The following is an 18,082-nucleotide window of genomic DNA, read 5'->3' as shown; positions in this document are numbered from 1 at the left end:
TATTAGAACTGGCCTGTATCGAGCATCTTATAGCGTATCGCTAATCGAGTGAGTTCAACATCACCACCAATACCTAACTTTGCAAACAAACGATAGCGATAGCTGTTAACCGTTTTAGGGCTCAAGTTAAGTTGTTCAGAAATATCGCTGACCTTTTCACCATTGGTGATCATTAACATGATCTGCAGCTCTCTTTCAGAAAGCGTTTTAAATGGGTTATCTTCAGATTGATTAAATTGACTGAGCGCCATTTGCTGCGCGATTTCAGGTGATAAGTAACGCTGTCCATGTGCGACTTGTCTAATAGCCTGAAGCACCTCTGGAGAGGTCGCACCCTTGGTTAAATAACCAGAAGCCCCTGCTTGCATTACCTTGGTGGGAAAAGGATCTTCAGTGTGTATCGTTAGTACTATAATTTTGGCATGCGCTTGAAACCTAAGTATTTTACGTGTGGCTTCTAAGCCTCCAATACCTGGCATATTCATGTCCATTAAAATGACATCTGCTTCGTTTTTCCGACACCATTGTACAGCGGTCTCTCCATCACCCGCTTCACCTACAACTTTAATTCCGCGTTCGTCTTCCAAAATCCGTCGAATACCGGTGCGTACAAGCTCATGGTCATCGACCAAATATACTGATATCAAAGCTGCCCTACCTTAAATTAATCTGGCTTGAATCAAACTAGATCCGAGCTATCTTATTCAGTCTAATCTAGCCCATAAACTTCAAATTAGAAAGATAAATTTATATAAGTACCAAGCAGACAATATTGAATATTTCTTTTGATAACAACGCGTTAGCTAGAAAGCAAAAAGGCAGCCTATTAGGCTGCCTTCTTTAATGTGGCGGAGAGATAGGGATTTGAACCCTAGATGGGCTACAAACCCATGCCGGTTTTCAAGACCGGTGCATTCGACCACTCTGCCATCTCTCCGAACGCCGTAGATACTAGGCGTTTAAGCTGTCATTGTAAATACCAAATGCTTTAAATTTTGCAGCCAACTGCACAACTGGCTATCTTACCAACAAATTGACGTTTCTTTATGCTCTGTGTCTCCCTATGCTCGGAATATTATTATGCAAACAGCTAACACTGACATATTGATGGCTAGCAGCAATACTATGGTAATATCGGGTTAATAGAAAAACTTACATGATATATATGAACTCAAACATTATTCCCACTGCTGCACTAAAACCGCAATTTACATTACCAGCGGATATAGTTACTGAAAGTTCTCCTGAGATGCGACTCATCGGTCAGTCGCGTGTTCGTGATGCATTCAAACTTTTAGGCCACACTCACAACCAACATATGTACTTAGCCGACTACTCAGGCTGTGATCGCAAACATATCATCGAAGCACTTGTCCATACAGAAGGCGTATTCTCTACTAAAAACCTTCTATTACAAGACAACACAACCTCTTGGCATGAAGATGGGATGAATAGTGAGGCCGTCGTTTTAACGACTAAACAGACTCAATATCAATACCTTTCCGGCACCATCAAAAAGCATGACCTTATTGGTCGCTACGATGAAAAAACCAAACAATATAAAGCGGGAGCCTTTGCTAACTGCCATTACCTATTTGTCTGTGCGGATTCAATTTGGAAACGTGATGCGCTTTGGGATCTACTTCTGGAAGTACTCGATAAAAAAGAGTATCAAGTCCACTCTAGCCTTCCGCCTTTTTCACTTGGCTGTAAAATAATACTCATAGGGTCAATTAACCAGTACGGGCAATGCTGGTTAGGTGAGGCCAGCTTTTCAAATCATTTCCCTCTTTTAGGGGAACTCATCAACGAAATAGACCTAAATGAAGTTAGCCTAGATGAGTATAACCAATGGTTAAACTGTATTTTAAATGATCTTAATCTAACTTTGGATAGAGAAGTTAGACTAGCAGTGCTTGAATACAGTGCCAGATTAGCAGATCATCAACAGCGATTAAGCTTGATGTCAATTAACATCGAACAGCTGTTAGTTCAAGCTAGCGCATACGCGCATCAGCCGCATATTGGCATCAAGGTATTCCAACATAGTATTGACATGTTTAACCAACGTCACAACGCCTCAGAAAAGCTTTCAGAGCAGAACTTTGACGATCTGTTCATCAATCTTCCTACGCAAGACGAAATGGTTGGCCAAATAAATGGTTTAACCGTCATTGAAAATGCCGAATACAGTTATGGCGAGCCTGCAAGAATTACCGCATCGGTGCATTACGGTGATGGAGAGGTCGCCGATATTGAACGCAAATCTGAATTAGGCGGTAACATTCACGCTAAAGGAATGATGATCCTGTCCTCCTGCTTGTATCGCATTTTTGGTAAAGATGCTCCTTTGCATCTAAATGCTAATATCGTGTTCGAGCAGTCTTATCAAGAGATCGATGGCGACAGTGCCTCGCTTGCAGAATACTGCAGTTTAATCTCCGCTATTTCAGAGAAACCGATAAAACAAAGTATCGCCGCAACAGGAGCGATTGATCAATTCGGTAATGTACAGGCAATTGGTGGTGTTAACGAAAAAATTGAGGGCTTCTTTAAGCTGTGTCAACGACGTGGTTTAACCGGTCACCAAGGTGTCATTATCCCTTGCTCTAATATGCAGCAGCTAAACTTAAACCGATCAGTTATTGAAGCGGTAGAAAAAGGACTATTCACTTTATACCAAGTTAAGCATATTGATGAAGCTGCTGAGATATTAATGCAAACCCCAGCAGGCAATGCAGATCAAGACAACCAGTTCCCTGATGATTCACTTTATGGCTTAGTACAGACAAGATTGGAGTCATTAGCCGGTTATCAAGATGAAGAAAAGTCTTTTTTTGTGAAACTGCGCGAAAAATTGTCATTTTCTAGCTGATCGGAGTTGTTTAGCGTACACGTGTTCGCTAATCTTGGCGCTCAAATTGCTGGAGAATAAAAAATAATGAGTAACGCAAACAGTTTTACGAAAGAAGACCTTGTCGCCTGTGGACTAGGTAAACTTTTTGGACCTAACTCTCCGAGATTACCGAAAGACAATATGTTAATGATGGACCGCGTACTTAAAATTAATGCTGATGGCGGTGAGTTCGGTAAAGGTGAAATTGTAGCTGAACTAGATATCAATCCTGACCTTTGGTTTTTCGACTGCCATTTTGCGTCAGATCCAGTGATGCCAGGATGTCTAGGTTTAGATGCTATGTGGCAACTTGTTGGTTTCTTCCTTGGTTGGGAAGGCGCTGAAGGTAAAGGACGAGCATTAGGTGTAGGCGAAGTTAAGTTTACCGGTCAAGTGCTGCCAGAAGCTAAAAAAGTAACCTATAAGCTAACGATTAAGCGTAAAGTGTACCGTAAATTGGTCATGGGCATTGCAGACGCCACTATGGAAGTCGATGGTCGTGAAATTTACAGCGCAAAGGATTTAAAAGTAGGTATTTTCAAAGATACTTCAAGCTTCTAAATTCTAATTTAAGTCGCCAAGATCGAAAACGCCCTCAAATTAGAGGGCGTTTCTGTTGTACCTATTTAAGCGTTACTTGTTAAACAATCCACTTAACCTACCATCAATACCTTCTCGCCAACCACCAAGCCATTGCGATTTTGAATCGAGTGTCGAATATGGACAAATCTCTTTAGAACGGCCCCCAACCCCAGCCTGAAACCCTTTCGAAAAAGCTCTGTCTAATCGATCTCTTTTTTGTCTCTTCATGCAAGCGTCCTCTCTTCCATAATGATAGAAGCTAATGCTTCAGCACTATGAATAAAACTATTTGCAGCAGAGATCAATCAAAAAAAACTCACATCTTAGCGCTTAAATATTAAGCTATTGAGTTGTGTGGTAAAAATAAATATAAAAAAAATCGAGGCTAATTGCCTCGATTTAGTCTACTCATCTATTTCCGTCTACGTCTCAACCAAACCAGCGGTAACATTAACAACCAGCCAAGGCTTGCCGCACCTTGTCTTACGTAGTCTTCACTCTCACCACTTTCATCAATACAGTTGTTAGCCGCTTTCCACTCATCGCTCGCTTCAGTACCATCCGTCTGGATCACCATCATGCGCGGTAAAAAGGAGGTAAACGGATTACCATAGCCATCAAGTAAGAAAAATGGCAGTCCATTTTCACCGATGACAATATTGCCGTCAATATCAAATTCATAAGAAGGCTTACGAATAAAAGCGGTACCAACTATAGTGCCACTGTCATTAATGCTATTGGCTTCAACGATAACGATTTCGCTGCTGTAAGTTAGCGTCTTGCCAGAGCCATCTTCAACTTCAACTTGGTGACGAACCCACTTATCTGTTTCAGCGTCTTTCTCAAAGCCTTTTGACTTACAAGTCAGTAGATCATTTAAGTTACTAAACTCCTCTTTATCGATATCATAAAGAAAGCCCGCTTTTGGCCGCGGCTTCTCTTTATCATGAGTCGTTTCTATATAACCAACCACTTGACCGTTATTATTAATACTGCGGCCACGGCTACTTAAATCCGATAGTGAGTTATATAAATCATTCGGGGTAACCACTTCAGCATTTGCATCACTGGTATCGATATAGAAAAACTTATCGCGAGTATAACCTTCGATGTACTTATTATAACTGCCAATCAAAATACCGTTATCATTGATGTCATACGCTATTGATGAGCGTACGTCTTTAACGGTATCAACATCCACCCAGTTATATTCATAAGAACCGTCGCTAGCTTCAGTCCAATAAGCGGCGTCAAAGTACAGTTTATCGCTATTACCATTTCGGTAAACATATGAACGACCAGCGACAACACCAGCAGTGTTTATGCCCAAGCCTTGGCTGGTATAAACACTATCGTTCTTCGGCTCCAACCCTAAGGGCAGTATCTTTGCTTCTGTAATCGCACCGTTCTCATAACGCCATACATAACCACGCGTTTGATATTGAATATCGCTATAACCGTAAGTATTCACAAACTGCCTATTCTGAACACAAATATCGGTTGGTGCTGTTTCACTATTATTTGATACGCATGAATCGATGATACTTTCACTGCTTGCACTAATATCAGTGCTGGCATAGCCAGTAATCATATTGGCATTATTGACAGCTGTTGCACTAGAGAAGCCACCAATATTAACGGTAACATCACCATCGTCCTGCTCTGATACATACTCAAAATAAGGCGGGATGAGTGCTATTTCAGTATCTGTATCATCCTTGACGAAGCCGCGCTGTTCATACTCGCGGTAATACCAAAACTCTTGTGTGGTGCTTGAGCCAGAATAAGCAAGTTGCTGCTCAGTTGCCGTCATTGCGCCAACTTTTAGCTTTGCATCGTTAATACCGTAGTAAAAAGTATCAACGGAGTTAACGGTGTCCTCTTCAGGAAAAGTAGGCGCAGTGGTGCCATTTACACTCTCGAATGTGGGTAACCAAGGTGTATTGGCATCATTCTTAATAGAGGTAAATGTAAAGTTATTGGCTAGAATCGGCAGGTTAACAGAGTAGGTAATGGTTTCTGCATCGGAAACACCATCTTCGATGTCAATAACACCATCATCGTTTTCATCTACAGTAAGCTTCTTTTTACCTTTTGCTGCGCCAACCGCTTCATCATTATTATTAACTGACATGCCATAGCCGTTACGGGTATTAGCAATAGTGCCATTAAGGTTAAAGGTATCCGCATCTAAATTTTTGATTTCATATACGGGTGCAGCTTGTACACCTTGAAGTACGCTTAATACGCCTACAGCCACTAAGGAGAGGGTTTTTTCCAACTTAAACTTCATGAACTCACTTCCCATTTTTTATTTTTAGCTTACTTCAATGATTCGAGCTCTTCCCATCGCTCGAAGTAACTCTCGAGTAGACCTTCCTTATCGGACAAAGTCTTTAGCTTCTCATTTACTATTTTTTGCTCCTGAGCATAAAAATCAGGGCCACTAATTATACTTTGCAATGTCTCGATTTCCTGCTCTAGCTGTTCCATCATTGCAGGTAAAGACTCTAATTCTCGTTGTAATTTAAACGATAACTTCTTTATCGGTTTCACTACTTCTACTGGTTTTTTCTCAGCAACTGGAGGTTGGACACTCTTTATCTCCTGAGGTTCCTCAGAATAAAATTTAGCGCCCTGAGATACGGCATCTTGGTAGCCACCAACATATTCACTCCAGCCACCATTCCCCGTAAACCACCAACTGCTGGTTACAGTGTTATCTATAAATGCTCTATCGTGGCTGACCAGTAGCAAGGTTCCTTTATAGTCAGCCAGTAAAGATTCAAGTAACTCTAACGTTTCGATATCGAGATCGTTTGTTGGTTCATCGAGAATAATAAGATTTGCAGGACGAAGCAACAGGCGAGCGAGTAGCAGGCGATTTTTTTCACCTCCAGACAAGGCTTTAACAGGTGTACGTGCTCGCATTGGTGAAAATAGAAAATCCTGCAAGTAGCTCAGAATATGTCTGTCTTGACCATTGATAGTGACGGTTTTCTTGCCTTCACCGACATTATCTTCAACTGTTTTCTCTGGATCAAGTGCTTCACGATATTGGTCAAAATAGGCTATTTCGAGCTTAGTACCCACTTTTACCGTGCCAGACTGCGCTTCTAACTGACCAATGAGCAGTTTAACTAAGGTCGATTTACCACAACCGTTAGGACCGATAAGTGCAATTCTATCGCCGCGCATAACGGTGGTATTAAAGTTCTTAACCAAATTCTTTTCAGGAAGGTTGTACTCTAGATTCTCTATGTCAAACACAAGTTTGCCAGAACGATCGGTATCCGCGACGGCCATCTTAGCGCCACCTTGACGGTTAAGCCGAGCCATACGTTCAACTCGAAGGTCTTTAAGTGCGCGTACGCGTCCTTCATTTCGAGTTCGACGGGCTTTTACCCCCTGGCGGATCCACACCTCTTCTTCGGCTAACTTTTTATCAAAGAGTGCATTCTGCTCAGCTTCTACTCGCAACCATTCAGCTTTACCCGTTAGGTAAGCTTGGTAACTTCCCGGCCAAGATGTCGCGACACCACGGTCAAGATCGACGATACGCGTCGCCATTCTATCGATAAAACCTCTATCGTGACTAATGAAAACGATAGCGCCACGGTAGCTCAATAAAAACTGTTCCAACCATTCAATGGTATCGATATCAAGATGGTTAGTAGGCTCGTCGAGTAATAATAGATCCGGATCGCTCACCAATGAGCGCGCCAAGGCTACCTTACGTTGCCAACCACCCGATAATTCTGACAATGCAGCATCAGGATCTAAGCCTAATAGTTCGCAGTTTTGGTTAATACGACTGTCTAACTGCCAACCGTTTAAATGATCAATATCACCTTGAAGCCTTTCCATCTGCTTCAGCATGCGCTCCATATCATCCATCGATGCTGTAGCAACATCATGAGATAACTGGTGATAACGCTCAAGTTTTTCGCCCACCTCTTTCAAGCCTGCGGCTATATAGGCATAAACAGTTCCCTGCTCTGCTTTAGGTGGATCTTGCTGTAAACGACTGACTTTAACATCGGTAGCAATATTAAATTCACCTTCGTCAAGCAGTACATCGCCACTAAGTACCTTCATAAGACTGGATTTACCAGTACCATTTCGGCCTACAATACAAACACGTTCACCGGGTTCAATTGTGAAATCAGCTTTTTGCAATAACGGGGTATAACCATAGGCTAAAGAGCCGTTATTTATCCGTACTAAACTCAACTTACGCTCCTAAAAATTCTTCTAATGCTTCGAGGTCAAATGGCCAATTTAGTTCACTATTGCATACTGTCTTTTTAATAACAGGAATGCGAGTGCCGTAATTTTCAGCCAATTGCTCATTATCGCAAATATCTCGGGCAACAAAGGTTACTTGTGTTTGTTGAAGTAACTCTGCTGCAAGTTCACACAGATGACAAGCATCTGTGTGATATAAAACTATATTACTGCCCTTACTCGGCATGCGTAATAAGCCAAGTATTATGGATTTGCGGATTGCGTTTATAATCAAGCGGTAGCGTCTGGTTATCAATGTTTTTAACAACCATGCCAGCCGCTTCTAAATCCGCTATTTCCATCTTAAATTTGCGCTTATTGTTAGAAAAAATAATCTCGCCACCAGGATTGAGTATCTTGATCAAATTGCTTAATAATGGCACGTGATCGCGCAGCACATCGAATGAGTCTTCCATGCGTTTCGAATTTGAAAAGGTCGGTGGATCGATAAAGATAAGATCAAATCGGTCATGAGTACGCTTAATCCACTGCAAACAGTTCGCTTGCACAAACTGATACTTGTCATCATTCAAGCCGTTAAGTGCAAAGTTCTCTTTCGCCCAGTTAATGTATGTATTAGACATGTCCACTGTGGTAACCGACGTAGCGCCACCTATCGCTGCATGGACAGATGCTGTACCTGTATAAGCAAATAGATTACAAACACTGCGGCCTTTAGACTTTGCACCTACCATTTTGCGGGTTAAACGATGGTCTAAAAATAAACCGGTGTCCAGGTACTCTTTCAGATTGAGCTTAAATTTAGCGCCATACTCGGTGGTGATCAATTCAAGTTTATTCGCAGTCATCTTTTCGTATTGGCTGATACCTTTCTTACGCTCACGGGTTTTCAACACGATATTATTGGGATCGATACCAATAGCATGCGGCAAAGCAATCAACACATCAGTTAGTCGGCGCTTAGACACTGATTCAGGGATCTCTGACGGCGCTGCATACTCATAAATAACCACATGGTCAAGATACAAATCGATGGCAACATTGTACTCAGGCAAGTCAGCATCATAAAGACGGTAACTGTCGATACCCTCTTTCTTTGCCCATTTTTGTAACTGCTTAAAATTCTTCTTAAGGCGATTGGCAAACGGTACAGCAATATCACTGACATCACCGTCTCGTTTTATCGTGGCAGGATCCACCCGGCGAGTGTTCTCTGCGTGGACAGTATAAAGATTAAAAGCACACTCTAATGCACCGTTATTCATCTTCATCTGTTTATCGGCTTTAAGCTTTAATGCAGATAGCAGTTCAACGTCACTGTTAAGAATTGCCAAACTCCAACCGCCAAATTCTGCTTTGAATTTGTCACCGAGTTGGTAATAAAGCTGCAGTAAAGAGGTCATGTTACCGAGTCTTTCACCATAGGGTGGATTTGAAATTAGATAGCCACTCGACTCAGGAACATTTATATTCAACGCATTGCCGACATTAAAATCGATAAACTCTAATACTCCAGCATTTTCGGCGTTGCGCTTAGCGAGCGCTACAATTCTAGAATCGATATCAGAACCATAAAACTTAACTTTACAGCGTGATTTACCGAGAGATGCTCTGGCATGCGCTTCGTCTAATAGCTCTTGCCACACTTTATCATTGTGGGGTAACCACTTTTCAAAACCAAAGCGCTCGCGATGAATACCGGGGGCAATATCACATGCCAACATTGCCGCTTCAATTAGGATTGTACCGCTACCACAGAATGGGTCGAGTAATGTCACCGGTGACTTTTTCCAACCACTACGTACTAGCATATTTGCAGCTAAGTTCTCTTTCAGTGGTGCTTCACCCGTTGTTGAGCGATAGCCACGTTTGTGTAACGCTGGCCCAGAGAAGTTTATGCCTAGAGTAATTTCGCCACGACGATAATGTGCATCAATTTTGTAGTCAGCATCAATTTTTTCAACATTCGGGCGAGAAAAGTCATCATCACGAAAGCGGTCAACAATCGCATCTTTAATCTTCAAAGCACCAAATTGGGTATTATTGATAAAGCCACCCATGCCATGAAAATCAACACTGAAAGTACTGCGATTAGAGAACTGCATCTGCCAATCAATACCATAAGCAGCATTATAGAGTTGCTCAGGCGACTCACAGGGACCTTTATAGATCACTAAAATGATTCTGCTGGCTAGTCGCGACCACAAGGTGATCCGATAACCAAGTTCTAGCGAAGCAGTAAAATATACCCCCGCAACACTTTCTTTGATATCTGAAGCGCCAAGCTCCGCTAATTCAAGCGATAACGCGTATTCGTAGCCCCGAGGAGCAGCAGCAAAAAAATTTAACATCGATAGATAGACACTGAATAAAAATTAGTTAGTGATTATACCCGTAAGCGCCACTAAATGATAAAAAGATCTTGGCTTAAAGCCGATATATTCTAAATGAGATAATAAAAGTACGATGTTTTATCCACTTTACCGATCTCCTTTGTGAGAACGAACAGCGCTAACGCGATTTATATTGCTTGTGACAAACCTTGGTTAGACGTCAAGCTGCATTCAATTTATAGCACTACAGTCTATTTGTACTTGTTAAGCACACGATTTAACCTATTAAAAGTGCGACATTTTGTAACTTTCCCTCCGCCTCTATTGATCACATCTTATCAGCATGTACACTGCATTTAAAACGCATTCAAGCAACAATGTCGAAACAAGGCTTAGCCTGAATTACAAACATAATAATAAGGTCCAAATATGAAAAAAATGTTTCCACTATTAGCCTGTCTAACCATTACCGCTTGTGGCTCAGATAGTTCAGATACACCAGAGCCGCCTACAGTCGTACCCGCCTTAAAAGCTGATGTGTGCTATTTAATGTCGACAAACAAAGGCGATATGACACTCGCTATTGATCTAACCAATACGCCGGTTACGGGACAAAATTTTAAAGACTATGTTGATTCAGGATTTTACGATGGCACTCTTTTCCATCGAACCATCAACAACTTCATGATCCAAGGTGGCGGCTTCACCACTGGGCTTGTTTCTAAACCGACTAATGACCCTATCATTAATGAAGCAAGTGTCGGGATCAGTAATGAACGCAACACCATTGCAATGGCGCGAACGACTAACCCAGACTCAGCCACATCGCAATTTTTTATCAATGTATTAGATAACCCACACTTAGATGCGTCAGCGTCAAATGCAGGTTATGCAGTATTTGGTCAAGTGATTAGTGGTATGGATATCGCTGATCAAATCAGTATTGTACCTACTCTTGGGAATGATGTTCCGGTTGACGAAATTACTATTGATACTGTTGCCGAAGTTAGCTGCCCAACAAGTTAATAAGCAAATAACTAATCTCTAGTTACTTAGCTTTAACAATAAAAAAACCGGGAACTGATAATTAGTCAGATCCCGGTTTTTTTATTGATTCTAGATCAAAAAAGAATGCTTATTGTTACAATTAACTCTATGCTGATTAAGCTGCGTTTATTTTTCTCTCTACAGCCAAAGGCGCTAAACGATTATGCATGACTTTAATTGTTTCAAATTGAGTTAACGTTTTTGAATCTGTCAAGCGACACTCTTGAGACAAGATCATCACCAATGATGCTTGTAATCCGGATTCTATAACCATTGCAGGCACAGTATGTTGACAGGTTCTCAACTGGAAAATCTTGCCTATACCACTATACACACATTCGTGTGACACTTCGAAAAACCAAGATTTGGGCATTTGGGGTTTTAATAAAAAATGTCCAGCCGTAGCGTTCAGTGCTATTTGGACAATGAGTGCATCGTTGAGCGAAAGTGTTTTTGATAAACGATCAACCAAAGCAATATAGAACTTAGCGTGTTCAACGCTAAACTCAGTTTTAATTTTGGCATCAGGTATTAGGGACTTTAATTTATATGGTGATAGAAATTCCATATCACTGTCTAACGAAACAGTTAATACACCATATGTTTCATTATATCCCCATTGCCATTCCCTTGTTGGCATTAATAACATAACGTTTACCTTTATTTAGATACAACTGGATAATAGATGATAATTTCATCAATATCAAAATAAATTTAAAACGAAAATCACGATCATATAAAATAAAAAACGATCATTGAGATCTATTACTAGATCCAAATGATCGTTTCCTTAAGAAGTATATTAATTAACGTTCGTAATGCTGCTATTTTATACGATACGCTTCCACTATATCTTTTATTAATTGCGGGCCTTGATAAATAAAGCCAGAATAAATTTGTACCATTTGAGCGCCAGCATCTAATTTATCTAAAGCATCCGCAGCACAATTAATACCACCGACCCCAATAATAGGGATTTGACCTTTGAGGCAATCAGCAAGCAGTTTAATTACTACAGTAGACAATGAATTCAATGGCTTACCACTCAAACCGCCAGCTTCATTGGCATTAAGCAACCCACTAACACCATCACGAGTTAACGTAGTGTTGGTTGCAATTGCTGCATCAAATTCATTACGAATAAGTGAATCTGCAATCTTTTCAATCTCTTCGCTCGAAAGATCCGGTGCGATTTTCAATGCTATCGGTACATATTTACCATGCTTTTCGGCGAGATCTTTTTGCTTTTGCTTAAGTGATCCTAAAAGATCATCTAGCAGATCTCCATATTGTAGCGATCGTAAACCGGGAGTATTTGGTGAAGAAATATTTATCGCTATATAGGCTGCATAGGGATAAACTTTATCCATACAGGTTAAATAATCGTCTTTTCCAAGCTCAACTGGTGTGTCCTTATTCTTGCCTATATTAACACCAACCATCGCAGCTGATTTTACCGCTTTCAGATTCTCAACTAAACTATCGACGCCTTTATTGTTAAAGCCCATTCGATTGATAATAGCCTTAGCAGGTTTAAGTCTAAACAACCTTGGTTGCTCATTGCCTGGTTGAGGCCGTGGCGTAACTGTACCAACTTCGATGTGACCAAATCCCATCGCATAAAAAGCATCAATACATTCGCCATCTTTATCCATTCCCGCAGCTAGACCGACTGGGTTTGGAAATGTCAGTCCCATCATAGTCACCGGGGCTAGTTTAATTTTCTGTGCATAGAAGCAGTTTAGGGGCGAATGGCCCGTAGCTTTTAAACTGCCGATCGCCAAATTATGGGCGACTTCAGGATCCATCTGAAACATGAACTTTTGTGCTATTTTATAAAACATGCTTTCTCCTAGACCGAAAAAAGCCCCGGCAATTGCCAGGGCCTCTGATTTATATCAGATTACTTTTGACCTTCACAGTGAAGGATCAAAAGATTAAGTTCACGTAGGGCTACAGAGAACTTTGCAAACTCATGGCTTTGCGAAGTTTTGAAATCAGCCAGCATATGGAACCAACGTTCCAACAAGCCTTGATTCAATTCAATCCACTCTGAAATGATCTTGTTAGCATCACAGCTTTCAGTACAAGTTCGTAATACCACAGAACTTAGTGAACGCTGTTGCCAATCAAGCTCCTCTCTAAATGCTGCTCTTGCCAGTGCTTGCCAGTGATTCGATACTGGTTGTGCACTAATTTGCTCGAGGAACCAATGCAGATCAACGCTCGCGCCTAACTTAAAGTAAGTTTCAGCAACCAACGGAACCGGTTTGGCTTCAAGATCACAAATCTGTGCAATATCTAACGCAGAAAATAGTGTACTAACGTTAGCGACCACCATTGCTACATCTTCTGGTACACCCTCTTTAATCAGTGCATCAGACTCTGCGCGTATGCCAGCGACTTCATCATTAACCATATATTGATGCACATTCGCTTTAAGCTCATCAAAAACAGGTCTAAAGAACTCAATCGTCTGTTCAATATTTAGATTACGGTTACGATGACGTAGGAACCAACGGCTAGCACGACGAATATTACGTCGTAACTGATGCAACATTTCGCACTGTACAACTGCCGGAATAATGCCATTTAGATCAGTAATTGACTTAGTTAAATCTGCTAAACCAAACACTTCGCGAGCCATAGTATAGCAAATAGCAGCTTCTGCTACTGAGGCACCAGTCTCATCTTGCATACGTTGTACGAAATTAAGGCCCATATCATTAACGAGTTCATTGGCTAACGAAGTTGCTATAATTTCACCACGCAATGGGTGTGCAGCCATATTGTCGGTGTACTTCTCTTGCAACTGCTTAGGGAAGTATTCGATAAGTAACTGACTTAAGAAACTGTCTTCAGTGATCTCAGTCGTTAATAACTGCTCTTTAAGAACCATCTTTGCGTAAGCAACAAGTACAGAAAGCTCAGGGCGAGTCAGCGACTTACCATTAACTAAGCGTTCTGCAAGCTCATCTTCATTAGGCAAGAACTCAAGCGCTCTGTCTAGCTTATCTGCTTTTTCGAGGTAATGGATAAAACGGATCTGCTCTTTTAACTGCTCAGCCCCACGCACTTGAGTAACAGAGATTGTACGGGTCTGATCTTTACAGTCTTGCAGCACGATACGACTGACTTCGTCGGTCATCTCGACCAACAAACGGTTACGCTGCTTAACAGTCATTTCACCATCAGCGACTAGCGCATTAAGCAAGATCTTAATATTGACTTCGTTATCAGAACAATCAACACCACCGACGTTATCAACAAAATCAGTATTCATACGGCCGCCATTAGCGCAGTATTCAATACGACCCAATTGAGTACAACCTAAGTTGCCACCTTCACCAATAATTTTGGCTCTAACTTCGGTGCCGTTGACACGGATAGCATCGTTGGCGCGGTCGCCCACTTCTGCATGGGTCTCCTTTGTTGCTTTAACATAAGTGCCAATACCGCCATTCCAGATCAAATCGACCTGCATTTTTAGTAACTCTTTGAGCAACTCGAGCGGTGGCATCGAGGCCTTTTGAGTGCCTAACATCTTCTTCATTTCTGCAGACAGTGGAATCGATTTAGCAGAACGTAGGAATATGCCGCCGCCTTTTGAGATTAACTCAGCGTTGTAATCTTCCCAACTTGAACGAGGCAATGCGAATAAGCGCTCACGTTCAACATAACTCGTCGCTGCATCTGGATTTGGGTCTATAAAGATATGCATATGGTTAAATGCTGCTACTAAGCGTGTATGCTTAGACAGCAACATACCATTACCAAATACATCACCCGCCATGTCTCCAACTGCTACACAGCTAAAGTCTGTCGTTTGGCAATTAACGCCCATTTCGCGGAAGTGACGCTTAACGGATTCCCAAGCGCCGCGGGCGGTAATTCCCATCTTCTTGTGGTCATAACCGTTACTGCCACCAGAAGCGAATGCATCACCTAACCAAAAGTTATACTCTTCAGCGATTTCGTTAGCGATATCAGAGAATGTAGCGGTACCCTTATCGGCTGCAACCACTAAATATGGGTCATCTTCGTCGTGTATAACGACATTTTCAGGAGCAACCACTTCGCCATTAATAATGTTATCGCTAATGTCGAGCAAGCCGCGAATGAACAATCGGTAACACTCTTGTCCCTCGGCAAAAAAGGCTTCGCGACCGCCATCTGTCGGCAGTTGCTTACAAACAAAACCACCTTTAGCACCGACAGGAACAATTACAGTGTTCTTAACTTGCTGTGCTTTCACTAGGCCAAGCACTTCGGTGCGGAAATCTTCTCGTCTGTCAGACCAACGCAGTCCACCACGTGCCACTTTTCCGCCGCGTAGATGAACACCTTCAACCCGAGGGGAATAGACGAAAATTTCATACTTAGGTAATGGCTTTGGCATCTCAGGGATAAGTTCCGGTTCGAACTTGAAAGAGATATATGATTTAGGGCTACCAGAAGCGGAAACTTGATAGAAGTTAGTACGATTGGTTGCATTGATTAAATCAAGATAGCGACGAATAATTCTGTCATCATCTAAGCTTGAAACGTCATCGAGACGAAGATCAATCTGCTCAATAAATTTGTTTAATGTACGTGTTTTCAACTTTGGGTTGAATTTACGAATGTACATTTTAACGAGTAAATCAGCTATTTGAGGATAGCTCGAAAAAGTTTCTTCGATGTAAGCTTGGCTAAAGGTAGAGTCAATTTGACGCATATATTTAGCGTAGGCTCGCAGTACGGAGACTTCGCGCCCTGTCAAACTGGTTGATAATACCAAGCGGTTAAAGCCATCATCTTCAAGCTCTTTTCTCCAAACTTGCGACAATGCAGTTTGGAATCGCTCTTGGCTATCAGCCAAATTATCAGTGGCAACTGCTTGAGTTGTCATTAAGAAATCTAGGATCCAATAAGTATCACCGTCTGCGGTAATCACTTCATATGGACGCTCATTAATGACCCGTAATCCAAAGTTTTCCAACATAGGTAACACGTCAGAAAGATGAATCGGCTCGTCTTTATGGAATAGTTTTAAACGCACTTTGCTATTTTTAAGTGCTGTTTCCTGCGGCTGATAAAACAACATGCCTAGCTTATGATCATCATCTAACGCTTCAAGATGTTGAATATCAACGACAGAAGAACTTGGCAATACATCTTCTTTATAGCTACGAGGAAACGCATCGACGTAACTCTTAATCAGGCTTGTTCCAATTTCTTCACCTTGAGCACTAATTAAAGCACTACCCAGTTTGTCTTCCCAAGAGCGAGCTGCTTCAGTCAAATTATTTTCTATCGCTGCCACATCGACATCCATATTATTGTTATCAACTTTGATAATGTAATGAGTGCGAGCCAAGGTTGACTCTGAAAAATATGTTGTAAACTCAACATCTTCACTACTATTAAAATGTTGAGCCAAAATCCGCTGGGTATCTTCACGTAACTTAGTGTTGTAACGCTCTTTAGACACATATACTAAGCAAGATAGGAAGCGGCCAAAACCATCTTTTCTGACAAACAGTTTTAGTTTGTCGCGATCTTGCATCTCAAGCACGCCGTGTGCAACACGAGCAAGCTCTTTAACATTTGCTTGAATGAGTTCATCACGCGGTAACGTCTCAAGAATATGCATCAATGCTTTATAATCGTGAGAACGAGGCGCTAGGCCTGAGCGATCAAGCACGCGCTGCACTTTTTCAGCAAGCAGTGGAATTTCACGAGGGCTGCGGTTATACAGGTTAGATGCGTACAGACCAATAAAGCGGTCTTCGCCAATAACATTCCCCTCTTCATCGAAACGTTTTACGCCGATATAATCTACGTAAGCTGGGCGATGAACACGGCTCTTTTCGCTACTTTTAGTCAATACCAACAAACTGCTATCAAGCGCTTCTTTACGGGCACTTTCTGAGAAGTTAGACAGTAATAAGCCGGTTTCGGTATTGGTTTTTGCGGACTTTGTCATCAAGCCTAAACTTGTACTCTTGTCTGCTACCAACTCTAAATCACCTTCCACTTTACGTAAATCGTAACGTCTGTAACCTAGTAAGGTAAAGTGGTGGTTATTGAGGTACTCAAGAAATTTAGTCGTTTCACTTAGCTCTTCTTTCGTGCCGGGGTATGGTCGACTAGCCAGTTCGTTTATCGTCTCGCCCAACTTGGCAGACATAACGTCCCAATCTTGTACTGATGCAGCGACGTCGGCAATAATAGACTCAATCTCTTTGGTTAACGCTTTTATATCCGCTTCGCTGCTTTGTCTATCGATTTCAATTAAAAATACAGCAACTTTATCAACATCAGCTTGTTCATCAGCGCTATAACTGACTCGGATCACTGAGCCATCTTTACGCTCAATCGCCATGGGAGTATGGAGCATCATGTGTGCCGTAATACCCAGTCGATTAATTGCCATACCGACAGAATCTACTAAGAAAGGCATATCGGGCTGAATGATCTCAATGATCGAATGAGTTGACTCCCAACCATGTTTCGATTGGCTTGGGTTAAACACACGAATGTGCCCTTCCCCAATGGATGTTTTATTAAGGGCGTTCCACTGACTCAAAACAGCACCATAGAGGTCGCTGTCATTACGGGCATTAAGGTCATCTTTCGACATATGCGCGTATAGGCAAGTCGCAAACTGTTCTACTTGCTTTGCTTGTGAACTGGGTACTTTAGAGTGAATAAGGTTGACTACATTTTCTAGTAGTACTGAAGGCATTGCATCTTTCAAGGCCATGTTGCTGTTTCCTTAGGGGGCTATGGCAGCGCTTTTATATTTTTATGGATGCTTCAAATCTGACCTGAGCCTATTTCTGTGACCTAGGTCATAGCGCGAAGTCTATTACTAAATCTGCCATAATTCGAGAACTATTTTAGTGGTAGTGCCTCCTAAAAAGAATGCTTCGCAGCTTTTATGGCTATCCGGTGAAATAACAATCGCTGATAGCGTTTTTTTATGCAAAAA

Annotated in this window: 12 protein-coding genes and 1 tRNA gene; 3 read left to right on the top strand and 10 right to left on the bottom strand. The window is 41.7% G+C overall.

From position 1 onward, the window contains the following. Positions 1-2: 2 nt before the first annotated feature. Positions 3-647, bottom strand: coding sequence for a UvrY/SirA/GacA family response regulator transcription factor (gene uvrY, locus JK628_RS10460; RefSeq protein ID WP_202289408.1), 645 nt, complete (start codon positions 645-647; stop codon positions 3-5). 199 nt (positions 648-846) lie between these two features. Next, a tRNA-Ser gene (locus tag JK628_RS10455) sits at positions 847-937 on the bottom strand. Between the two features lie 228 nt (positions 938-1,165). Between JK628_RS10455 and JK628_RS10450 the strand changes: the two genes are divergently transcribed. Together JK628_RS10450 and fabA are read left to right on the top strand one after the other, a co-directional pair. Beyond that, positions 1,166-2,875 carry a S16 family serine protease gene (locus JK628_RS10450; protein WP_202289780.1) on the top strand — a complete coding sequence of 570 codons (1,710 nt, stop codon included), beginning with the start codon at positions 1,166-1,168 and terminating at the stop codon, positions 2,873-2,875. Between the two features lie 66 nt (positions 2,876-2,941). Continuing rightward, positions 2,942-3,457, top strand: coding sequence for a bifunctional 3-hydroxydecanoyl-ACP dehydratase/trans-2-decenoyl-ACP isomerase (fabA, locus tag JK628_RS10445; RefSeq protein ID WP_202289407.1), 516 nt, complete (start codon positions 2,942-2,944; stop codon positions 3,455-3,457). Positions 3,458-3,529: 72 nt separating this feature from the next. Here fabA and rmf read toward each other — a convergent pair whose 3' ends face one another. From rmf to rlmKL, 5 genes are all read right to left on the bottom strand, one after another. Next, positions 3,530-3,706 carry a ribosome modulation factor gene (rmf, locus tag JK628_RS10440; RefSeq protein ID WP_202289406.1) on the bottom strand — a complete coding sequence of 59 codons (177 nt, stop codon included), beginning with the start codon at positions 3,704-3,706 and terminating at the stop codon, positions 3,530-3,532. Positions 3,707-3,890: 184 nt separating this feature from the next. Beyond that, entirely contained in the window at positions 3,891-5,771 is a 1,881-nt protein-coding gene (locus JK628_RS10435) for a DUF3466 family protein (protein WP_202289405.1), read from the bottom strand. 29 nt (positions 5,772-5,800) lie between these two features. Continuing rightward, entirely contained in the window at positions 5,801-7,711 is a 1,911-nt protein-coding gene (locus tag JK628_RS10430; RefSeq protein ID WP_202289404.1) for an ABC transporter ATP-binding protein, read from the bottom strand. 1 nt (position 7,712) lies between these two features. Then, positions 7,713-7,952 (bottom strand): glutaredoxin family protein, encoded by a 240-nt coding sequence (locus JK628_RS10425; RefSeq protein WP_202289403.1) that lies wholly within the window; start codon positions 7,950-7,952, stop codon positions 7,713-7,715. Further along, positions 7,942-10,077 (bottom strand): bifunctional 23S rRNA (guanine(2069)-N(7))-methyltransferase RlmK/23S rRNA (guanine(2445)-N(2))-methyltransferase RlmL, encoded by a 2,136-nt coding sequence (gene rlmKL, locus JK628_RS10420; RefSeq protein WP_202289402.1) that lies wholly within the window; start codon positions 10,075-10,077, stop codon positions 7,942-7,944. The genes JK628_RS10425 and rlmKL overlap by 11 nt, the downstream gene beginning before the upstream one ends. A gap of 411 nt (positions 10,078-10,488) precedes the next feature. Between rlmKL and JK628_RS10415 the strand changes: the two genes are divergently transcribed. Continuing rightward, positions 10,489-11,085, top strand: coding sequence for a peptidylprolyl isomerase (locus tag JK628_RS10415; RefSeq protein WP_202289401.1), 597 nt, complete (start codon positions 10,489-10,491; stop codon positions 11,083-11,085). Positions 11,086-11,221: 136 nt separating this feature from the next. Here the strand turns inward: JK628_RS10415 and JK628_RS10410 are convergent, their stop codons facing one another. The 3 genes from JK628_RS10410 to JK628_RS10400 all read right to left on the bottom strand — a co-directional run bounded on the left by JK628_RS10410 (position 11,222) and on the right by JK628_RS10400 (position 17,854). Beyond that, entirely contained in the window at positions 11,222-11,755 is a 534-nt protein-coding gene (locus JK628_RS10410) for a cell division protein ZapC (RefSeq protein ID WP_202289400.1), read from the bottom strand. A gap of 175 nt (positions 11,756-11,930) precedes the next feature. After that, positions 11,931-12,950, bottom strand: a complete 1,020-nt coding sequence (pyrD, locus tag JK628_RS10405; protein WP_202289399.1) for a quinone-dependent dihydroorotate dehydrogenase — start codon at positions 12,948-12,950, stop codon at positions 11,931-11,933. 59 nt (positions 12,951-13,009) lie between these two features. Further along, positions 13,010-17,854: an NAD-glutamate dehydrogenase gene (locus tag JK628_RS10400; RefSeq protein ID WP_202289398.1), complete on the bottom strand. Its 4,845-nt coding sequence runs from the start codon at positions 17,852-17,854 to the stop codon at positions 13,010-13,012. Between the last annotated feature and the right edge of the window lie 228 nt (positions 17,855-18,082).

The sequence above is a fragment of the Shewanella sp. KX20019 genome, from assembly GCF_016757755.1.
Taxonomy (GTDB): domain Bacteria; phylum Pseudomonadota; class Gammaproteobacteria; order Enterobacterales; family Shewanellaceae; genus Shewanella.
Note: the sequence above shows the minus strand (reverse complement) of the source record. Positions and strands in the feature narration are given on the sequence as shown.